Raw genomic sequence first — 18,207 nt, forward strand, 5'->3', positions numbered from 1 at the left:
ATCGCCTTGCTCGACACAAGTTGATCTACCAGAAGTCCCGTTCGCGTCCTCAAGGCCCTTGACTCAGCCGCAGACAGCCAAACGCAACGGCGTTGTGGTCTACTCCCTGCCGTCAGGCGACACGGCGACAAGTTGATGATCCCAATGGACGTAGCCCAACGGATCGGGACTCGCTCGGCCGTGGCGCTTCATCACGTGCAGCCCGCGACAACCGGCAACACCACGATGGCCGTATTGCGCGTCGACGTGGCGAAGCATGATCCGGACGGTGATCGCCCCTTCATCGGCTTTCGGGCTGATCTGGCACCTGAAGACCTACTGGAGGCGCTGCGCGGGTGGTGGGTGGGGACACCGGAAAAGATCGCGCAGGCTGGCATTCTCCCGGTGACACTCGGCGGATTCGTCGTCGCCCTACTGACGGGGCTGAACAGCTGGGACACCAAACTGACCGACAACGGCCTGGTGCGTCATCGTTTCAGTGCGAGGCTCGCAGGCTACATCAACGACCTCGACCTCGATACACCCCTCAACATGGTTCAAAGCGGCATACCTGGCGACCGGCGAATCGCCGACCACCTTCTCGGCAAGCGCCTCACATCCACGTCGGGCGGCCCAATCGCCTACGTCACCGTAACCGCCCCAACCCATCGCTCATGATGATCGATCTCAACAGAACCCATTCGCGCAAGCGGCGGCTGATCCCTTTCCTGAAGGCCAGGGCAAATGTATCTTGACTCGCACGCGTTCGCTCCGGCGGCTTACTGTCACAACAAGGAATGCGTCCCTTTGCCGCGGCGCTCTCGCACGCCGCGTTGGGCCAAAAGCCGGTTCCACCAACCGTTAAAGGTCGCCAGACTTGCCGTTCACCCTGGCCCGCCGTTCCTCGTGGCCCGGACGTGGTAGTGACAGCAGGACCATTTCTGGATCGACATGATGGACCCCTTCCCAGCGCGGTCAACTGTCCAGTCGATAGGAAAAACGAAGCGAGCCGCCCTCCATCCGGTAGAGTCCGCGCCCCGCAGTGCTGAAGGGGTTGGGCATCCTGTGCACGACCGTCCGCTCGGGCGTAAGAACCCATGTCACCGCGAGGACACTCCAGCGATTGCTCCCCGCATACCGCTGTGCGGCACGAGCCTCACTTTCCCCAAGCTCCACCTGACCTCCATCAGCTTGGGTTGCCTTCACCTCGAACATTCGGGCGTGGTTGCCGGTGCCCACCTTGAAGTCGTAGCCGAGGGTGTCATCTCCGGTAGAGCCGGGAAAGGCTTTCCGACGGTTGGTGGAGACCCAACTCTCCTCTGTAGTAGCCGGGTAGTTAGCGCGGAGCCATTCGTAGGCGATCAACTCGCCAGCGAAACCGATAGCCATGCGCTGTTCCAGGGAGAGTTCGTCGCGACGTCCACCACCCAAGCTACCGCCTTGACCAATCGGCGAGACCGAGCGCTGGCGTGGAGCAACAGGTTCCAGAGGCGCAAAGCGATTATTCCTGACGGTGATCCTCGGATTCTCGCTCAACCTTCGCCGCAACTCGTCGGCTAGGTCCGTGAAGTCTCCGGATCCAGCATCGAACTCGCGTTCGCCAAGGAGAATGATGCGGCGTCGCCGGAGTTGTTCCTCCCGAGCACGCGCGGCCGCCGATTGTTGAGCGGCAAGTGACTCCCGGGTGATTCCATGTGCTTCTGCGGCCGTCGTCAGCGGCATCCCCGAAGGCCAGTGCCCCAGGACGGCCAGCCACGCGACGACGTCGTCCTTGCCGAGGGGGCGGAAGTCCAGCACGCCGCATTGGTCCAGTAGGTCAGCAACGTCGCCCTCCAGTGCGGCGGGTAGGAACCGCCCCGCAGCTCTAATCAGTGTTCTGAGCTCCGGAATGGTCGCCTGGACGAGGGTTAGATTGTCGATGCGCACTCGATCCAGGTCGGGCAGCTCCACGCGCTGCTCCGGTTCTGAAACTATGCCCAGACGGGCGGCAAGGGCCGAGCCGATATGGGCGTCAAGATATTCGTTCGTCACGTTGTCCACCGTGAGGGCCCAGGAGTCGGGCACGGTGATCCATTGGAGCGAGCGGAGCTCAGTCCAACCATTGATCGGATCACGGGAATCAAATTTGCTCAGAAAAGCCCGGCGGAGCCGGTCAATAATCGCGGTCCGTCGCTGACCCACTCGCCTCCTCATCGCATCCTCGTGGACGTCTGCACGGCTGATCGGCTGGTAGCGAGGGGCGAGCTCAAGGAGCGTCCGGTTGAATTCAGCGAAATCAATTTCCAGCACTTCGCGCAATTCGTCGACCGTACGAACTGTGCGGGCGGTGCGTATCAGCTGGTCGGAGGCGAACGGAAGACGGGCCTCGTGCTCGGCGAGGAGTACCTGGAGCTGATTGGCATCCGAGGGGCGCGGGTCCGTCAGCTCCCGCGCTTCGTCCATACCCAAGGTGTGCACGAACACCGGGTAGAGACGAACCAGGATCTCCGCGAGGGAGCCGTCAAGTCGCCTGCTCGTCTCCTCGTACTGCGACAGCGAGACGTCCAGCGCAGCCGCAAGTTCTTCTTTCGCGGGGTCGGCAGGGTCGGCGTAGGAGTCACGCAGGCGGCGCGCCGCCAATTGAAGCCGAACCGCGAAGTCCGGCCTGCCCAGCACGTGGCTGATGGCGTCCGAGAGCTTCTCCAAGGACTCCCAGTTGAGCTCGTTCGCTAAGCTCCGCGGTGCCGCGATGACGGGCACATCATCATCTGGGAGGGGTAGGACACCGCATTGGCGGGCAGGCAGCTGGACAGGCGCGCCATCGAGGCGAATATTCAGGGACGCGTACCCGTGCAGGCGAATTGCGCGAAATGATGCGACCAGATCCGCGAGTTCACCCTCAGTTGGCCGGATGGTGCGCTGGTGATGGTCGGCCAACACTCCGATGACGTTGGGCAGCCACGGAAGTAGTGCGTGAAGCGGATCCCCGAGTTCACCGTAGATCGGCGCCTGGCCATCGATCTCAACAGCCAAAGCTGCGGCATCGACGTGCTTGATCTGCCCTGAGCAGAGCCGCGTTAACAAATAGGCCACTCTTCGAGCTCGCCCGGGAACAATGAGAAGAGCATTCTCCATCTCCCGTATGAAGCGCACCGTCAGGTTGTCGCGTTCGTCACTGACGTACAGGACTCCTTCGCCCTCAAGCAGATCAGAGAGCCTGATGACGTCCAGTGCCTCGTCCCGCTCGATGAGGATCAGAGACTCCAGCAGCGGCTGGAGCTCGATTTCCGAAAACCCATATAACCGGGAGCGGTCAGCCAACCGTTCCCAGCATTCTCGATTGGCACGTTCGACAGAGCCGCGATCGTGCACTCCGACGGTGCCCGTCGCCACGAGTTCTCCAAGTGCCACAAGGCTTCTTACGCTGTCTTCGGGATTGCCCCATGTCGGCATTCCCACGGCCCGGAGTCTATTTTGTATGGCGGAGTTTTTAAGAAAGTTCCGCATCTTGAGATGCACCCTGCGCAGGGGGATGAGGTCGTCCTCATTGTCCAACGGGACGTGCCACACATCTGCCGGCCGCGCAAAACCCACGGTCCTGTCCGACTTCCGTACCGGCAGCCAAGGTTCGGTACGGAGGAACGCACTCAAGGGTGTGGGGATCTCCCAAGTGTCATGGTCCCGAGTGGTGCGACTGACCCACTTGCTGATGAAGTGATCATTAGTCCACTTGGCCAGGCCGTCGAGCACGAGCCGGGCGTAGGCGAGACGGCCCTGATCGCTGAGTTGGCTGACCACGCCCTGACCGGGAAGACGGTAGGCATGGCCGCCTGCGTAGTATGACTGCGGGCGCCGCGCGTACATCCCAAGGCGTAGGACTTCCGGTTCCCATTGCCTCCTCACGTCGTCAGGAGTGTTTGCGCCTTGAACGACAGCCCGGCCTCCGGGCGCGTAGATGTACGTGCTCGCATCGGCGGAGGAAATGGGAATCAGCCCATCAGTTACTCCAAGGGCCGAAAGGAAAACACGCCACTCTTCCTGGGTGCCGCCCTGTCGCGTGAATTCTTCTGAAGAGGCTACGAACCGCACTTCCAGGGCTTTGAGGTCGGATGAGGCGTCGCGCCCCTCCTCGACCACGGCCGCCAGATCGTCGCCGTTCGTGTCGCGCCAGCCTGCCCCGAAGACGGCATCGGCGGCGGACAGCAGTGTGCCCGACCTTGTGGGCACGTGAAGCCCGAGATCCTTGACCGGCAAGGAAGTTCCTTGCCGGGAGCGGTAAAGCTGGAAAACGAACTTGAGCGACTGGCGATGAAGATCTTGGGAGGAACTCTCCCGGAGCGCGTCTCGAACATGCTGAAGAAGCTCTTGGATATCGAACTGCCGGACAAGACCGAGGCGCACAAGGAAGGCGTGCGCGTCTTGCCGGTTGGGCTGCCCAAGCTCATTGCTCCACCGTAGGCCCTGGTGGACGTAGAAGAGTCGCTTTCTCAGCGCGCGGGGTATGTGGATGCCGTTCAGGCCTGCCTGAGCGGCCGGTGTGGGCTGGAAGAACGCCTCATGGCGTCGTCCGGAGCTGTCAGCCTCCGACTGGTGTTGCCCGTTAAAATGCCGCAATCTGCCGTCGTCCGCGAGTAACAACCTTCTACCCCGCAACACCTCAACACGGCGCCGCTCAAACAGCCGGAAGATATCGATGTAGAGGTCATTCCACAGCTCGAGGGGTTCATGGTCGCGGGGCGGCTGGAGCGCTGCCACCATCCGTTCTACCTGGTCGGCGAGGTCCTCGTCGGTGGGCGTCAAGGAGGCGCCGAATAGCCCGCATAGTCTGTTCAGCCGATCCAGTCGTGCGGTGCCGACCCCGGGGTCAGCCACCCGGATTCCGGCTCTGCGGGCAGCCTCAATGGTGAGCACCTTGGTATCACGACGAGGCCATAGCACCGCACTCGCCGGCGTATCCCAGAAGAATCCTGGGGGCTCCTTACCGAGTACCGGAACCAGGGCAATGTGTCGGAATTCGCGGTTATGAACACGTCGGGCAGCCTCAGAAAGGAGGCGTACGGAGTCCTCCGTGGGGTCCCAGTTGACGAGATCGACCGCTGTCCGGCGAAACTGGGCATCGGCTCCCCGCTTCAGCCGATCAGCGGCCACGAGGCAGGTTTCGGCGGTCGCGTTGAGGAGCATTGCATTCAGCTGATGCTGCCGATCCAACGCGGTACGGTCCACTTTTGTGAAGAAAGGCGCATTGAGATGTCCGCGGAGTGGAGCCCGCACATCGTCGCCGAGCGGGAGGAACGTGTAAATGCGGCCCTGGCCCTCCCACTGCGCCCGGCTGTCTTCCTGAAGTGGCAAAGCGATCTCGATGACGGCGGGTTCCGTCCAGTCCTGCCACGACTCGTCCAGATCGCCAAGCGAGACGGCCAGATCGACGGTCTCACGGAGCTTGGTGTCGGGAATCCGGCCGCGGGCTACCAGGAACTGGCCCAGGGCTCCCAGGTCGACCTCGGCGAACGTGACGGTGGGAAGGTGTTCGCCGCCACATTCTGGCCCCAGGCCAGCAATGTCCGCTGCGCGTTCCTGCCTGGTAAGGACAACGTGCTGGGATTCGTCGCTGTCCGTGCGACGCTCAAGCGCCAGCCGCTCGAGGCGGTTGAGGAAAAGCAGGACCGGGACATCGGCAGTGGCAAGTTCGGTCCAAAGACGAGTCGCGTCATCGAGGGCGTTCTGGCTCTTCAAAGGCAGACGGATGACGGTCACGTACCCGTCGACGGCCAACGCCGCGCACTCCTCTGGGAGGTAACTGATCGGGAACGGCACCTGGAAGGGCGGCATTTCAGCGGCGGCCTTGGCGGCCAATTGCTCGTCGCCAAGAAGGTTGAGCAGGTCATCCGGAGTCGCGAAGCGAAAGCGATAGCCGCTCAGGGGTCTCTCAGCCGACTCGCCCGGTTGGGCGCTGAAGATCTCGGGTGCCGTGGTGAGCTCCAGTACGCTCCTGAAGCCAACACCCTTGTTACCGATGCCGTCGCCGACCGTCTTCTCGCTCATGGCGAACTTGCAGATGGCCATGACGCGTTCCCAGGTGAAGGGTGTGCCGCCGTTGGCGACGTAGAGCGTGCCGTACTCGCCCTCGGTCTCGTCGAGCACGATGTGAACGCGTCCTTCGTGTCTGTCACCGGCGTGGGCATCATGCGCGTTCTGCAGCAATTCAAGGAGAGAACGCCCTCTGTAGTCCCGAGCATTCGCCCAGGTTGCGGCCTTAAGCTGTTCCGCGATCCGCCAGGTCTTTGTCTCCTGCCACTCCTGGAGGATCGTCAGCGCATAACTACGAAGCTCCTGGTCATGACTGCCCTGCCTCGCGCGCTCTTCCGGGCGGAGGTCGCTGTCCATCCCTGCTTCAACCATGGGTTCCTCGCCTGCCGTGTGCGTTGGCGGAACCGTAACGCACACCTCCGACATTCCTGCTCACAACGCCTGAACGCCCTTGGTGGACCACGACCTTCCCGAGGCTGAACTGGAAATGTTGTCGGGTACGCCGGCGACGTCGGGCAAACTGTAGCCGTGGAGGGACCGCTGATATGGAATAGCGAGCGTCAACGGACTGCGATCGGCCGCGTTGGACTCTCTGCCCCCGCACGCCAAGCCGTGACTGATCTGCAACTGGGTTCGGGAACTTCGGTACTCGACTACGGTTGTGGTCGTGGCGCGGACGTAAAGGCCCTGCGACAGCTCGGCCTGGACGTCGTCGGATGGGATCCGGCTCACCACCCTGGAGGCCACCTCAAACCCGCTGACATTGTTCTCCTCACCTACGTCGTCAACGTGATCGAAGATCCGACCGAACGACGCGGGACTCTTCGAAACGCATGGGACAACACGCGGACAGCACTCGTGGTGTCAGCGCGACTGCGGTGGGAGCGGAACCAGATAAAGGGTCGTGAATACGGCGACGGTATTCTTACAAGCCGCAACACTTTCCAACACCTATTTGCGGCCGGCGAGCTTCGTGACTACGTCGAGGATGTGACTGGCGTCCGCTGCGTGCCTTCAGCACCCGGCATCGTCTATGCCTTCAGAGACGACGAAGCTCGGCTTCGTTATCTCGCCCGCCGGATCACACCCGATGTGAAATGGCTGACGTCCGAAGATGCAGCTACTGCCATCGCCGTCATCGTCGATTACCTGGAGCATCGAGGCCGCCTCCCCCGCCTGGAGGAAATGCCACAGCAGGTAATCGCCCTCCTCGGGCATCTGCGACCGCCCGAGCTCAACCGTCTCGCTCACCAGGCCGCCGATCCGCTCAAGGTTGAAGAAGCTGCGAAGCGATCCGCACTGGACACCCTCCTATTCCTCGCTCTCGAGCTCTTCCATGGGCGGGGTCCCGCGAGCAGCCTCCCGCTTTCAGTCCAACTCGACATCCGGGCGTTCTTCACGTCATACGCGGAAGCGTGCAAGCGCGCCGACCGGCTGCTGCTTAAACTCCGCGATGACGCTTATGTTCGGCGCGCAATGACCGGGTCAGTTGCCGGAAAGTTCACCCCGACAGCCCTGTATGTACACCGCCGGGCGCTCCACCGGATTCCCGTAGTACTCCGCCTATACGAGCATTGCGCCAGTATTGCCGTCGGCCGTCCTGCGGAGTGGACGGTTGCGAAGCTACGTCATCAAGGTCGCGGCGTGAGCTGGCTCGATTACCCCGATTTTGACACCGACCCGCATCCTCGTTTGGTCTCGTCATACACCGTCGACCTTCAAACACTAAAGTCTTCATTCCTGTCCTATGCCGACTCCCACAACCGTCCACTTCTACACCGAAAGCATGAGTTTCTTGTACCGGATGATCCTGATGTGCCCAAGTACCGCCGCCTCACAGACGCGGAGGAACGAGCAGGGCTCTACGAACATCCGCATCTGATCGGGACGGAGGAAGGATGGGAGAGAGAGCTCTACCGATGCGGGCGTTCCCTTAGGGGACACCGGCTGATACGTCGCCCAGATAATCAGGGATCAGTTGACTCCGAGACCGATTAGGACGTTCGGCAAGAGCCCGGCATTCACAGCTCTAACCTGTCCCAGGTATTGGCGAGGAAGCACCGCCGGGCATCTCATGGAGTCCCGGCCTGTACACCGCCCCTGATAAGAGAGTCGATGGGTCGGGTCCTCGTTTCCGGGAGGTCGGCGACCGTCGAGCCGACGGCTCATGCCCGGTCTCGGTTCTACAGCAAGCCGACGTGGCGTAACGGCTCGGTGGTTGTGGGATCGGCGAAGCAGTGGCCGTGCTCCAGGCTCTTCAGTACGAGCTCGTTGTTCACCTTGTCGACGTGGAAGGTCGACCAGCTGCGGCAGGTGGGGCAGATCCGCCCGGTGAGAAAAGGGCGCAGAAGGTGGAGCTGATAATTGCGATCGATCACGTAGAGGCTCCCGCTCTCCAGCGCACTGGTCGGGTGCTTCATTGTCTCGGTGGGTACGACTGGGTGGTCGCCCATGAGGCGCTTGAAGCTCACAGTAGCTTGACTCCGGAAGGCATCCCAAGTTACGCCTGTGATCTGGATCAGTGACCAGTCGGCCAGGAAACGGGTGTGCCTTAGCATCAGCGAGAGATCCTCGAAGGACTCCTTAAGGGTTTGGGGGAGTTCGACCGAATCAGCGCGACGAAGGTGCGCCTGATTGTTACGTCGAGCCGAATGGCGCTTACGGGCGGCGCCGACCTGCGCGTCGGCGAACACGGCACCAAGCTCGTGCAGCGGGTGATCCGACCCGAGGCCACGGCGCTTCCGCCTGCCGGAGATTTCTTGGAGCACCGCAGTCCAGTCGCCGAGTCCGGGGCCGCCCGGGTCGTTGATGAGCTTCTCGCGCAGCGCGGTCACAGATGAGAGATCAATGCCGGCGGCGCGGGCGAAAGCGGCAGCGAGGAGGGCGGTGTAGCACAAGAGGATCTCGGTCGCGTCGAGTACGGCGTCGTAGGCAGGGCCCAGATCGTCTGCGCTCTTCTTTGCCTCGGTCTCGCGCCACCGCAACGCGATAGGGTAAGGAAAGCGGGTTCGAACGATATGTCCGAAGTCGTCAAGTTGGGCGGCGGTCTCAGCTCGGAGACGCAAGATCTGCCCTGCCTCGATGATGCGTTGACGGGCCTGACCAGTATCCCGGGCATCAGTGAAGATTGCACGAGCCAGCGCCACGGCCTGCGCGCTCCAATTGCCGAGCTGCCGCCCTGCCATTTCTAGGTCATTTAGGGCAGTCGCCAGTGCCTCGTCTGATCGCGGCAATGCAAGCGACTCCAAGTCTTGCTTGCGTAGGTGAACGAGGCCAGATGCGCGCGCAGCGTGTTCTTCGAGTGCGGATGAGCGCAAACGAGCCAGAATGAGGCGCATATGCTCCTCCGAGACGGAGCTGATTGGGCGCAGAGCCATGGTGTGGCTACCTGCCGCCGCAGGCAGGTCCTGCTTTCTGACTAGCGCTGCCCCAGCTCGGCCCGGGAGGAAGTCAGACCGGACGAGTACATCCCCGACTCGTAGGTGGTAGCGCTCCGGGATGCCAGAGCACCACAGGTCACTGTCGGGGTCTGGCTCGGCAATCGTCCCGTCCTCCTGGATATCCCGCCCGCGCAGAAGGCGGACGCCCTCTGGCACATGGGCTTCACAGAGATCCGTCGACTGCCCACCGACGCCTCGCTCGATATCGAAGACCGAGGCCACGGTAAGGTCATCGGGTGATTGCGAATCCGCGCTAGCGTAGGACCACCCTTCGTCCGGTAACGCTGTCTCCTTCGTTACATAACCGTAGGTCGTGCGGCCCTTGGGCAGCTTCAGAAGCCTCTCCAGGTCCTCCTCGATTGAGCTCCTCTCGCCGCTTCTGGGCACCCGGAAGACGCAGCTTTTCACCGTCTCGGTGGTCGTCGGGCGTAAAACGACGACGGCCGCCTCACTCGCCCTGTGAAGCTCTGGAAGAGCTCCCGTTGAGTAGAGGATGAACACGGGTCGCCACTGCCCGGAGAGCAGGCGGCGAAAGCGCACCCCCCTCTTGGCTTTGGAAGCGAGGTACTTCGCCGGCAGCAGCATCGCCAGCAGTGCCGGGCCTCCGGGAGCCGCTACAGCCGCGACCGCGGCTTCGAACCGGACAGCGGCCGAGTCGGCGCCCGAGTCCTGGACATTGTCGACGGGGTCACACAAGTCCGCGAAGGATGGAAGAACGAGCACCGGCGCAACGGGCAGGAGTCCGTTGATGCGGCTCGGGAGGGTCTCCCACGTGTTTTGGTCCTGGACGGGCCAGTCAGCGGGAGTCGACAGAGCCGGGCTAAAAGTCCGGACGCTACCTACTGTAACCACCGTGGGCGAGTCACTGGTGTAGTGCCCCAGCACTGCAATTAGCGCCTCACGGAAGGCAGCGGAAGCGTCCGACGCCGGAGCAGCGACGTGCTCTCCCGAACGGATCATCAAGTACCCCCTGATGGTGCGACGCTGGGAAAGCGTATGTCGATCGGGAGTTGGCTGCACCCCGTTCGGACCGCTGCCGCTACGGCGGCGAGCGGTCCTGTCAACGCATGTCGCGGGCCCCGTGGCCCGAGTTTCGGTGCCCGGCTCGGTCCATGCCAGGCGGTGCTCAGCTCTCAGCCACGTCGGCGTCGGCGGGAATGAGGGCGAGCAGGTCTTCCTGTGCGACCGGGTACCTCTCCTTCTTGAGGTCTTGGTACGCCCGAAGGGCCCTGGCCACCTGAACCTTGGTGCGAGGGGCGATGTGGGCGATGAGAAGGCTATATAAGAGCTGGAGGTGGTCCTTGCCACTAGCCATCTTGCCCTTGGTACGGCCGTCGGGGGTATCGATCCACATCGCGGAGAAAGGTGCCGCGACCATGCGCCAGTCCAAGCTGGCCAGCCGCTTCATGACGTCGTCCCACCCGAGCGATTCCTGCTCGAGGACGTGCCGGATTGCCTTGGCGACGGTTACCTGAACCGCGGGGCGCATAAACGGATGCCCTGATCCCTCGCGGCCCTTGGGGGCGCGCACATCCTTCGGCGACTGCGCAGCGAGGTAGCGTTCGCGAAGGTTTCCGCAGGCGCCGAGGAGATCATCGAGCCTACGCGCCAAGATCTCGTAGCTCTGCTCAAGGATCTCGTCGGCGACTCGCTGCTTGGACTGGTCGGCTGTGCATGGGAGGTCGTACCCGATCTCCTTGGCGATGTCGTAGAGCACGCCGATGGTGCTCCAGGCCGGGCTGCTTTGGTTGATGGAGCGCTGCGCGAGAACGAGCTCTCCCTCGTCGCCGACCTTGCTAAACACGAGCACGACCTTGTCCCTGCTCAGGAAAGAATGTTCGTCCAGCACACGGCGGGTCAGGATGGCGAAGCTGTCGTCTTCGTCGAGAGCGATGTTCTCTTGGGTGCTTGTGGCCTTTGCGTTGCGGTTGATGTTCGTGAACAGGCGCCGGGTTCGCTGCCGGCCCTCAGGCGTGTCGAAATGAGGGACGACGATCACGCTGATGTCCTCTGAGCCGAGGTTGGGGTCCCGCTTCACGGCGTCCTTGATGGCCTTAAGGCGGTGCTGGCCGTCAAGGGCGAAGAACTGCTGCGTGCCGTCGAACGTCAGAACGCCGAAGTTGCGGTCGATGCCGGCGAGGATGGCCTGGTTTTCGGCGTCGGCATCCATCTCAAGCTGAAGGTAGATGGCGTTGCCTCCCCACACGGCGACGATGATGGCACCGAGGAAGCGGTTTTCGTTGGTGAGCAGGTAGTCGGTAATCTGCGCGGTACGGTCCCCGACACCGCGCTGGATCATGGTGCCGAGGTCGCGGTTGCCGCCGAGTTCATGGGCGAAGTTAATCTCTCGCGCTACCTGGGCGTAGCTCATTAGACAGGAGTAGTAGGTCCAGTTGCCTACCTTGGCTTCGAAGGCTGGCACGAAGGTTTTGGAGGGCATGGGAATCCTCGATCGGGATGGAACGGTCCTAGTTAGGGACAAAGGGCAGGGCGAGCGGTAGTGCTGACCCGGGCTCGCAGCCGTGGGCGGTTCTGGCTGTTGAGTGGCGGGTTGTATAGATTGATCAAGCGACTCTCCAAGTTTTTAATCTTGGAGCGGTCTTCGACGGTGGCGAACCAGAACTCCAGCGGACGCAGCGCGAGGTAGTGGGTAAGTCGCGCAGACCTGGTCGTGGGCGGTTCCTGGGTCCACAAGGCTTCGGGGTCGCCGCGTAGGTGCCTACGGTAGTCCTTGAACCGGTTCCGGATTGTGTTGCCGCGCTGTCCGGCCCCTCCAGCCTGCCCGATGTAGAGGACCTGATGGAAGCTCGCTTGGGAGTTGTCGGCCATGGCCAGCCGAATGGATGGGCGCCATACGAACATGTACAGGCCAGGCTGCTCCGGCAAGATGTCTGTCAGGCTCGCGACAGCGACTTGGACCTCCCACGGTGACGCTTCCACCCTCAGGTCGTCCTGCAGCACCCTGTGTGCAGGAACATCCAGCATTGGCGCGATGCCTAACTGGATCTCCAGGGCCGGACTGCTCTCGATGCTGTGACGTATGACGGAGCGTAAGAGGGGCTCAGGTGTCGTCATACCGCGAGCTGCTCCGGCTGCGCTTGAGAAACATATGCGGCATCCTTGCACGTGCCTCTGACACATGACACCTGAAATGAGGAAGGCGCCCGGTTTGTGATGTTATTTCATACCCAAGCGCCTTCAACGACTCCGCTGCTAGTGCTATAGGTGGCAGACCGCGCAGCCCGCTTGATCGTCGTCCTCGTCGTGGGCGTCGGCGAGGATCTCCAGCAGCGGGCGATTCGGCTTGAAGCGCTTCGCGGCGCGTTCAAGTGCGGCTTGGTGCTTGGCTTCGATCTCGTCGCGGCGTGCGATGAGCTCCTCGAGAGACTCGCCCTGTGACCAGGTGTATTGCCTGCCCTGCATGGCGGTGTGCCTGTAGTTAACTTTCTCTTCGTACTCTATGGCCTTCTCGAAGAGTTCCGGGTGGCGGTCGCGGAGGCCAACCCATTCGTGCTTGCGTTGGAAGAAGCAGAAGTAGCAGCCGGAGCGGGTGCGCCACTCGTAGTAGGCGGGCAGGCCGATGCCGGCTTCATCAAGGATGCGGTCGACGCCAGCTCGGTCGATGCCGTCTTCTCGGAAGGGGAAGACGGCCTTGATGTTGGGCTTGGTGCTGACGTAGCCGAGGCGGTTCTCGTCGGCGCGGATGGCGACGTAGGAGATCACCTCGTCGTCACCGACCCATTCCTCCAGCGGCTTGATCTTAAGGTTCTTGGTGCACCAGCGCATTTGGGGGCTGGGGAGTGTGCCCTGGTAGACCTCGAGCCAGTGGTCGAAGTCTCGGCTGGCGTTGAGGCGCACGATGGGCTTGCCGACGGCAGCTTCGAGACGGTTGAGGTACTCGTAGGTCTCGGGTAGCTCGGCGCCGGTGTCGCAGAAGAAGTACTCCATGTCCGGGACGCGGTCCCGCATGTAAATTGCGAGAGCGGATGAGTCCTTGCCGCCGGACAGGCCAAGGACATGGCGTGTCTTGCTGCCGGTGGTGCTCACAGCATTCCTTCCTTCCTGGCGAAAGTGTCGCCGTCCCTCGCGGCCAGGCGTTCGGCCAAGGCGGCGAGCAGGATGCGGGCCCCGTCGGGCCCTAGCGCCTCTTCAGCCTGCCTGATGACACTGACAACGAGCTCGTCAGCTGCCCGGCGGGATTGCTTGGGCACGTGGATGAGGGCGCGTTCCTCAGTCCCCTGCGGGGTAGTGAGCGTAAGCAGACGGGTCTCGATTTGCTGAGCTGCAGATGCCGTGTTGGAGTCGATTCCCGGCACTTGGCTTACCTCGTAGAGGTGACCAACACGGTCGAGAGAGCGGGCTACTTCTCGGACCTTGCGCGGGAAAGTCTCCGCGTCGGCGTCCGTCCAGTCTCCGAGGGCCTTGTTAGCCAGGCGGATGATGATGGGGTCGAGCCAATCTTCGTCAGACAGTGACTCATTGAGCGCTCGAGAGACGAAGCCTTGGAGGCTGACTTCGAGTTGGGCATCGGCGAAGCCACTTAGCCGCTCAATCAAGCCGGCCCTCAGCTGTTGGATGTCTGCCGAAAGGCGAAACTCCTTGCCGAGCGCCGCCATTACCTCCTGGCGCAAGGCTGCGCTGGCACCGGACAGGTCGTCAAGCGACTTGGTGAGGGCGGTCACGTATGCCTGTGCGGTCTGGTCGTCAGCCGGTGTGTCATGGTCAATCGCGGGGAACCCGAGCGCCTTGGGAAGCGAGGCGAAGATCAGCTCGTCTGGGTCGGTGGCTCGTGAAAGGGTGCCACGGATCGCCAGTGCCTCCGGGCTGAGGCGCTTGGTCTGCCGGGCGTAGGGAGTGAGGACCATCATCCGCTCCAGGATCGTTCGCGTGACGGCCAGGAGCAGGGGGTTGCGTGCCGAGCGGGAGCGGGGAACGTCGACGTTGAGGGCTTTGGCGAGACCGTCGACGACAAGTCGGCGTAGCCCGTGGCCGACGGGTGCAGCCTTGACAGTGAAGCGGTCCGGGTAGGGAACATTGAGGCGTTCGACGAGCTCCGGGGTAATTCTCGGACAATAGTTGCCCTCTTCGAAGAGGGCTACGTCCTCGGCCCGCAGGATTAGGGCAGCGACGACGAGGATGGGCACCACTCCAGCTTTGACGCCGTAGGGGGGCGCCATGAGCCGGTGATAGATGTCGACGATGGGCGTGGGTCGCCTGGCGTTGGTGAGCGCCTGTTCGAGAGCCTCCCAGGCGGGGATGACGCTAGGGTTCTTATCGGGGCTGGGTCTCGAGATCCCGTGGGTGAGGATGCTGTCGGCGTCCGTGCCGCTGCTCGCCTCTCCGGCGATGCGGTGCAGTCCGAGGTATTCCGTGACGCCGTGGTACATGGCGCGTTCTGCCGAGTAACCCTTCTCGTCGAATTCGAGGAGGTGGAAACCGGAGCGCTGGATCATCGCGGTGAGCAACTCTCGGCGGGCGCGGGCACCGTTGCTGGTGAGCTGGTGGCGGCCAGCCATCTCATTGCGGACGTGAGGGGTGAAGGGGTAGACGCGGTCGCATGCCTGGGAGGCTAGGCTGGCATAGCTACGGGCCTCGATGACCGCATCGGGCGGGTTACTGATGTCGCTTCCTGCGTTCCACAGATGCCACGTGGAGCGCGGGCTTCGCGGGTTGAATGCCTCGTCCAGGAGGGTACCGATGCTGTGCGAGATGTCCGCAGCCCGTTCGGCGATCTCGCGTGCGGCAACGTGGTCGATTGTGTCATCGTCGAGCAGCTCTTCGAGGGCCACGAGGTCGATGCCGGCTTGCAGGACCCGGCTGGACTCATCGGTGGTGCCAATCAACACTGGCAGCGGGGAGTTAACCACAGGGCGGGAGTCGAGGGAGCCGAGGTGGTAGACGATGAGGCCGTCCGCTGCGTCTTTGACGACCTCGGGCCCGTCGATTTTTTCGCTGCCGCGGCTGACCGCTGTGACAAAGTATCGGAGCATGCCGGTTTGCTGGCTGTGCTTGCCCGCGACGACGGCAGCGGGAAGACCGGTGCCTAGGTGCTTGCTGAAGTAGGCGACGACGTCGGCCGTCTGGATGCGGGCTGCGACCTCCTTGACCCGGGCGTCGATGTCGACGTCCGTTCCTTGCCAGACACGGTATTCGTTGCTGTAGGCCCGATGGACGACGAAGCCGTCCTCGACGAGTTTGTCTAGCCGCGCTTGCAGGGCCGTGAAGCGCTCGGGGTCGGCCATATCGACCGGGTCCTGAAGTGCGAAGTGGATCATTGAGGGCGTGGCGCGGAGCAGGCCGTCGACGTCGATCAGGTTGAGGATGCCGACCACCTTGAGGACCTCTTGGTCCTCAGCGGCGAGTCCGTGGGCTTCGCTGATCCGCATGTCGACTTCCAGCCATCGGCTCGCGTTGGAGGACGCGAGGATGGTGGTGCGGCCAGAGGCAAAGAAGTAGTCGTATAGCTGCGGCAGCCGGATGGTAGAGATGTGGTCGAGCTTCTTGGAGGCGAGGCTTTCTAGGGAGCGGCGCACCGTGTTTGGTTCATCGCTGGCGAGGAAGCCGGTGATGCTGCGGTCGTGCTGCCCGATCTGGGAGGCAAGGAGCGGGGCCGCGATGGCGGTGACGGGGTGGAGCGGATAAAGATCGGCGAACATCTCCGCGGAGACCTCGACGACGGCGTTTAGGCCGCGTTCCCTCCATGTCATTGCGGCGGCCTGTGACTGGGCTTCGATGAGAGTGCGGCCAGGCTCGGCGACGCGTGTGAAGTCGAGGCGGCGCCGCATCAGGTGGACGGCGTCGCCGAGGTTCGGGGTGAAGGTGACGTCTTCGAAGCGGCCTTGGATCTTGGCCCATTCCTGGGTCTGGACGCTGCTGGAGCGAGCGGCGTAGTCGGTGAAGGCCAGGTGCTGGAGAGTGAACATGAATAGGGGCAGGCCCGACGGGCCGGCGCCTTTCTCCGCTAGCCTCTGAAGCAGGTACACATCGCTGGCCTCGTCGCCCGAATTGGCGGAGCCGGCAGCGTATTCGAGGGTCTTGCCGAACTCGTCGATGATCAGAAGCAGCGGCGCGGTTTCGCAAAGGGCGGCAACCACCGCCACGAGATCGTCTGCCCGCGGCGTCTCGCGCCCAGCGCACACGGCGAAAGCTTGGGCGACCGTCTGCGGAAGGTGTGTATTCCATCGTCGTTCAGCAGCGGTGCGCAACGCTCGATAAACCGTTACAACGAGTGGCTCACGGTTCGCGGTGGCGACCGCACCGAGGAATCCACTCCCTGCAAGCTCGTCCCGGGCCCGGCTTAGCCGGGCCCCGATGTGCGGATTGGTGGCGGCGACTGCCTTCTCGGCCTCGGCCCGGCGGGCCTTGTCGTGTCCAAGGAGAGCATCTATGAGGTTCGACAGGGTGGACTTGCCCGAGCCATAGGGTCCGGTGAACGACCAGGCGCGGGTGCGCCCGAGGTCGTTCAGCGCGTTAGTGAGCCGCTCAAGAACATCACCGGCACGTGCTCCGACATAGGGAGAGTTGAGGTGGCGCTCGCGGACGTCACGTTCGAGGTTCGTGGACCGAAGTTCGGAACCGACCAGGACGATGCCTTCGGGGAACTGGGCACTCTTCGCGGTCATGATCCGACCTTCTCCTCGCTCAGTTCGAACTCCTCAGCCTGACGAGGAGCCGTCTTGCGCCGCTTCTTAGGGGCGGCACCGGTCAATCCTGGATATTTGCGGAGCCAGTCCTCCGGAGTGGGAAAGCCATCCCGACTTCTGATGCGCCCGTAGTATTCGTCCAGGACGTCCCAGGCCAGTTTCTGGGGTGGTTCCAAGTAGGCAAGGCTCCGTTGGCCGAGAGCTTCGACGATCTGCAGACCCGGGTGCGCGCCGACCAAGCCTTCGATGGCCTTGGTCAGCTCAGGCTCCCGCATACGGAAGGTACGGCCAGGAGAGCCAGACTCGCTTGCGAGCCGTGCAAGGGAAATGGAACCCGCATGCAACGACAGACGCGAGGCGTAGTCCAGGCAGGCGTACACGAGGACGGCAGCCGGGAGGTTCGAACGTGCGCCGCTGGTGAAGCGCCAGGTGCGTTCCCGGCCCTTGCCCTGCCCCTCGATTAAGCTGAGTTCCCGGAAGGGAGACATCAGCAGGTCTTCAAAACTGCCCGGAGACAAGGGGTTGAGCTCCTGGCCCTGTGCGTACATTTTGATCATGCAGTCCACGTCGCGCTTGATGGACTCCGCAGCCGGGCAGTCCTTCTCAGCGAAGTTTTCGTGGACGAACCGCGTGATGACGCTCTCCATCTCCTCGGTGCTGGCACGAGAACGCGGCGCGAGGTTGAACATGATGTACCAGCTCGGCGCCAGGCACTTGGCCTCGGGCTCGGACGACAGCAGCCACCAGTGCAGCAACCACAGACTGCCGGTGTCCTCTAGGTAGGGGTCGGCGCCGTCTTCGTCGAGCAACCAGCGCGCCCGCCAGGTTGGCGCGGCGAGTAGTGCGCGTGCGGAAGGGTCGCTGTGAGCGTACTCCTTGGTCAGCTTGAAGGCCCGCGACCAATAGCGCATGGCGTTCACCATATTTTTGCCGACCCCGAGCCGGACAGGCGCATCCTCCTGGTAGAAGATTTCGGGTACCTCTTTGACCTGGATATACGCCTTATGCAACCAGCCGAACCGGGGGGCGAAGGTCTCATGCCGATTGAATTGAAGTTCGACGGCGCCGGCTAGCTGGCTGTCTGACATGCACAGGCCTTTCGAGATCGAGAGCAAAGAGAGGCTAGGTGATCCATGCGT

The 18,207-nt window shown here is 62.8% G+C and carries 8 protein-coding genes; 2 read left to right on the plus strand and 6 right to left on the minus strand.

The annotated features are described in order from the left end of the window. Positions 1-144 precede the first annotated feature (144 nt). On the plus strand, positions 145-657 hold the full coding sequence (locus ABH927_RS04815) for a hypothetical protein (protein WP_370018419.1): 513 nt from the start codon (positions 145-147) through the stop codon (positions 655-657). Between the two features lie 297 nt (positions 658-954). Here ABH927_RS04815 and ABH927_RS04820 read toward each other — a convergent pair whose 3' ends face one another. Then, positions 955-6,342: a sacsin N-terminal ATP-binding-like domain-containing protein gene (locus ABH927_RS04820; protein ID WP_370018421.1), complete on the minus strand. Its 5,388-nt coding sequence runs from the start codon at positions 6,340-6,342 to the stop codon at positions 955-957. A gap of 171 nt (positions 6,343-6,513) precedes the next feature. On the opposite strand from ABH927_RS04820, the gene ABH927_RS04825 reads away from it, so the two are divergent. Then, positions 6,514-7,983, plus strand: coding sequence for a DNA phosphorothioation-associated putative methyltransferase (locus ABH927_RS04825; protein ID WP_370018423.1), 1,470 nt, complete (start codon positions 6,514-6,516; stop codon positions 7,981-7,983). 185 nt (positions 7,984-8,168) lie between these two features. On the opposite strand, the gene ABH927_RS04830 is transcribed toward ABH927_RS04825, so the two are convergent. From ABH927_RS04830 to ABH927_RS04850, 5 genes are all read right to left on the minus strand, one after another. Beyond that, positions 8,169-10,148 carry a hypothetical protein gene (locus ABH927_RS04830; protein ID WP_370018425.1) on the minus strand — a complete coding sequence of 660 codons (1,980 nt, stop codon included), beginning with the start codon at positions 10,146-10,148 and terminating at the stop codon, positions 8,169-8,171. Between the two features lie 403 nt (positions 10,149-10,551). Continuing rightward, complete coding sequence (locus ABH927_RS04835) at positions 10,552-11,865, minus strand: DNA sulfur modification protein DndB (RefSeq protein ID WP_370018427.1); 1,314 nt, start codon at positions 11,863-11,865, stop codon at positions 10,552-10,554. 779 nt (positions 11,866-12,644) lie between these two features. Beyond that, positions 12,645-13,472 carry a phosphoadenosine phosphosulfate reductase family protein gene (locus tag ABH927_RS04840; RefSeq protein ID WP_370018429.1) on the minus strand — a complete coding sequence of 276 codons (828 nt, stop codon included), beginning with the start codon at positions 13,470-13,472 and terminating at the stop codon, positions 12,645-12,647. Next, on the minus strand, positions 13,469-17,047 hold the full coding sequence (locus ABH927_RS04845; RefSeq protein WP_370018431.1) for an ATP-binding protein: 3,579 nt from the start codon (positions 17,045-17,047) through the stop codon (positions 13,469-13,471). Before ABH927_RS04845 ends, ABH927_RS04840 begins: the two co-directional genes overlap by 4 nt. After that, a complete protein-coding gene (locus tag ABH927_RS04850; RefSeq protein WP_370018433.1) occupies positions 17,044-18,156 on the minus strand; it encodes a DUF4007 family protein in 1,113 nt (370 codons plus the stop codon). The genes ABH927_RS04845 and ABH927_RS04850 overlap by 4 nt, the downstream gene beginning before the upstream one ends. Positions 18,157-18,207 lie beyond the last annotated feature (51 nt).

Source organism: Planotetraspora sp. GP83 (genome assembly GCF_041262585.1).
In the GTDB taxonomy this organism is placed as follows: domain Bacteria; phylum Actinomycetota; class Actinomycetes; order Streptosporangiales; family Streptosporangiaceae; genus JAOEGB01.

Bases quoted from the DNA above. Each gene is read 5' to 3' on its own strand.
- ABH927_RS04815 (WP_370018419.1), top strand. From the start codon at position 145: ATGGACGTAGCCCAACGGATCGGGACTCGCTCGGCCGTGGCGCTTCAT.
- ABH927_RS04820 (WP_370018421.1), bottom strand. From the start codon at position 6,342: ATGGACAGCGACCTCCGCCCGGAAGAGCGCGCGAGGCAGGGCAGTCAT.
- ABH927_RS04835 (WP_370018427.1), bottom strand. From the start codon at position 11,865: ATGCCCTCCAAAACCTTCGTGCCAGCCTTCGAAGCCAAGGTAGGCAAC.
- ABH927_RS04845 (WP_370018431.1), bottom strand. From the start codon at position 17,047: ATGACCGCGAAGAGTGCCCAGTTCCCCGAAGGCATCGTCCTGGTCGGT.
- ABH927_RS04850 (WP_370018433.1), bottom strand. From the start codon at position 18,156: ATGTCAGACAGCCAGCTAGCCGGCGCCGTCGAACTTCAATTCAATCGG.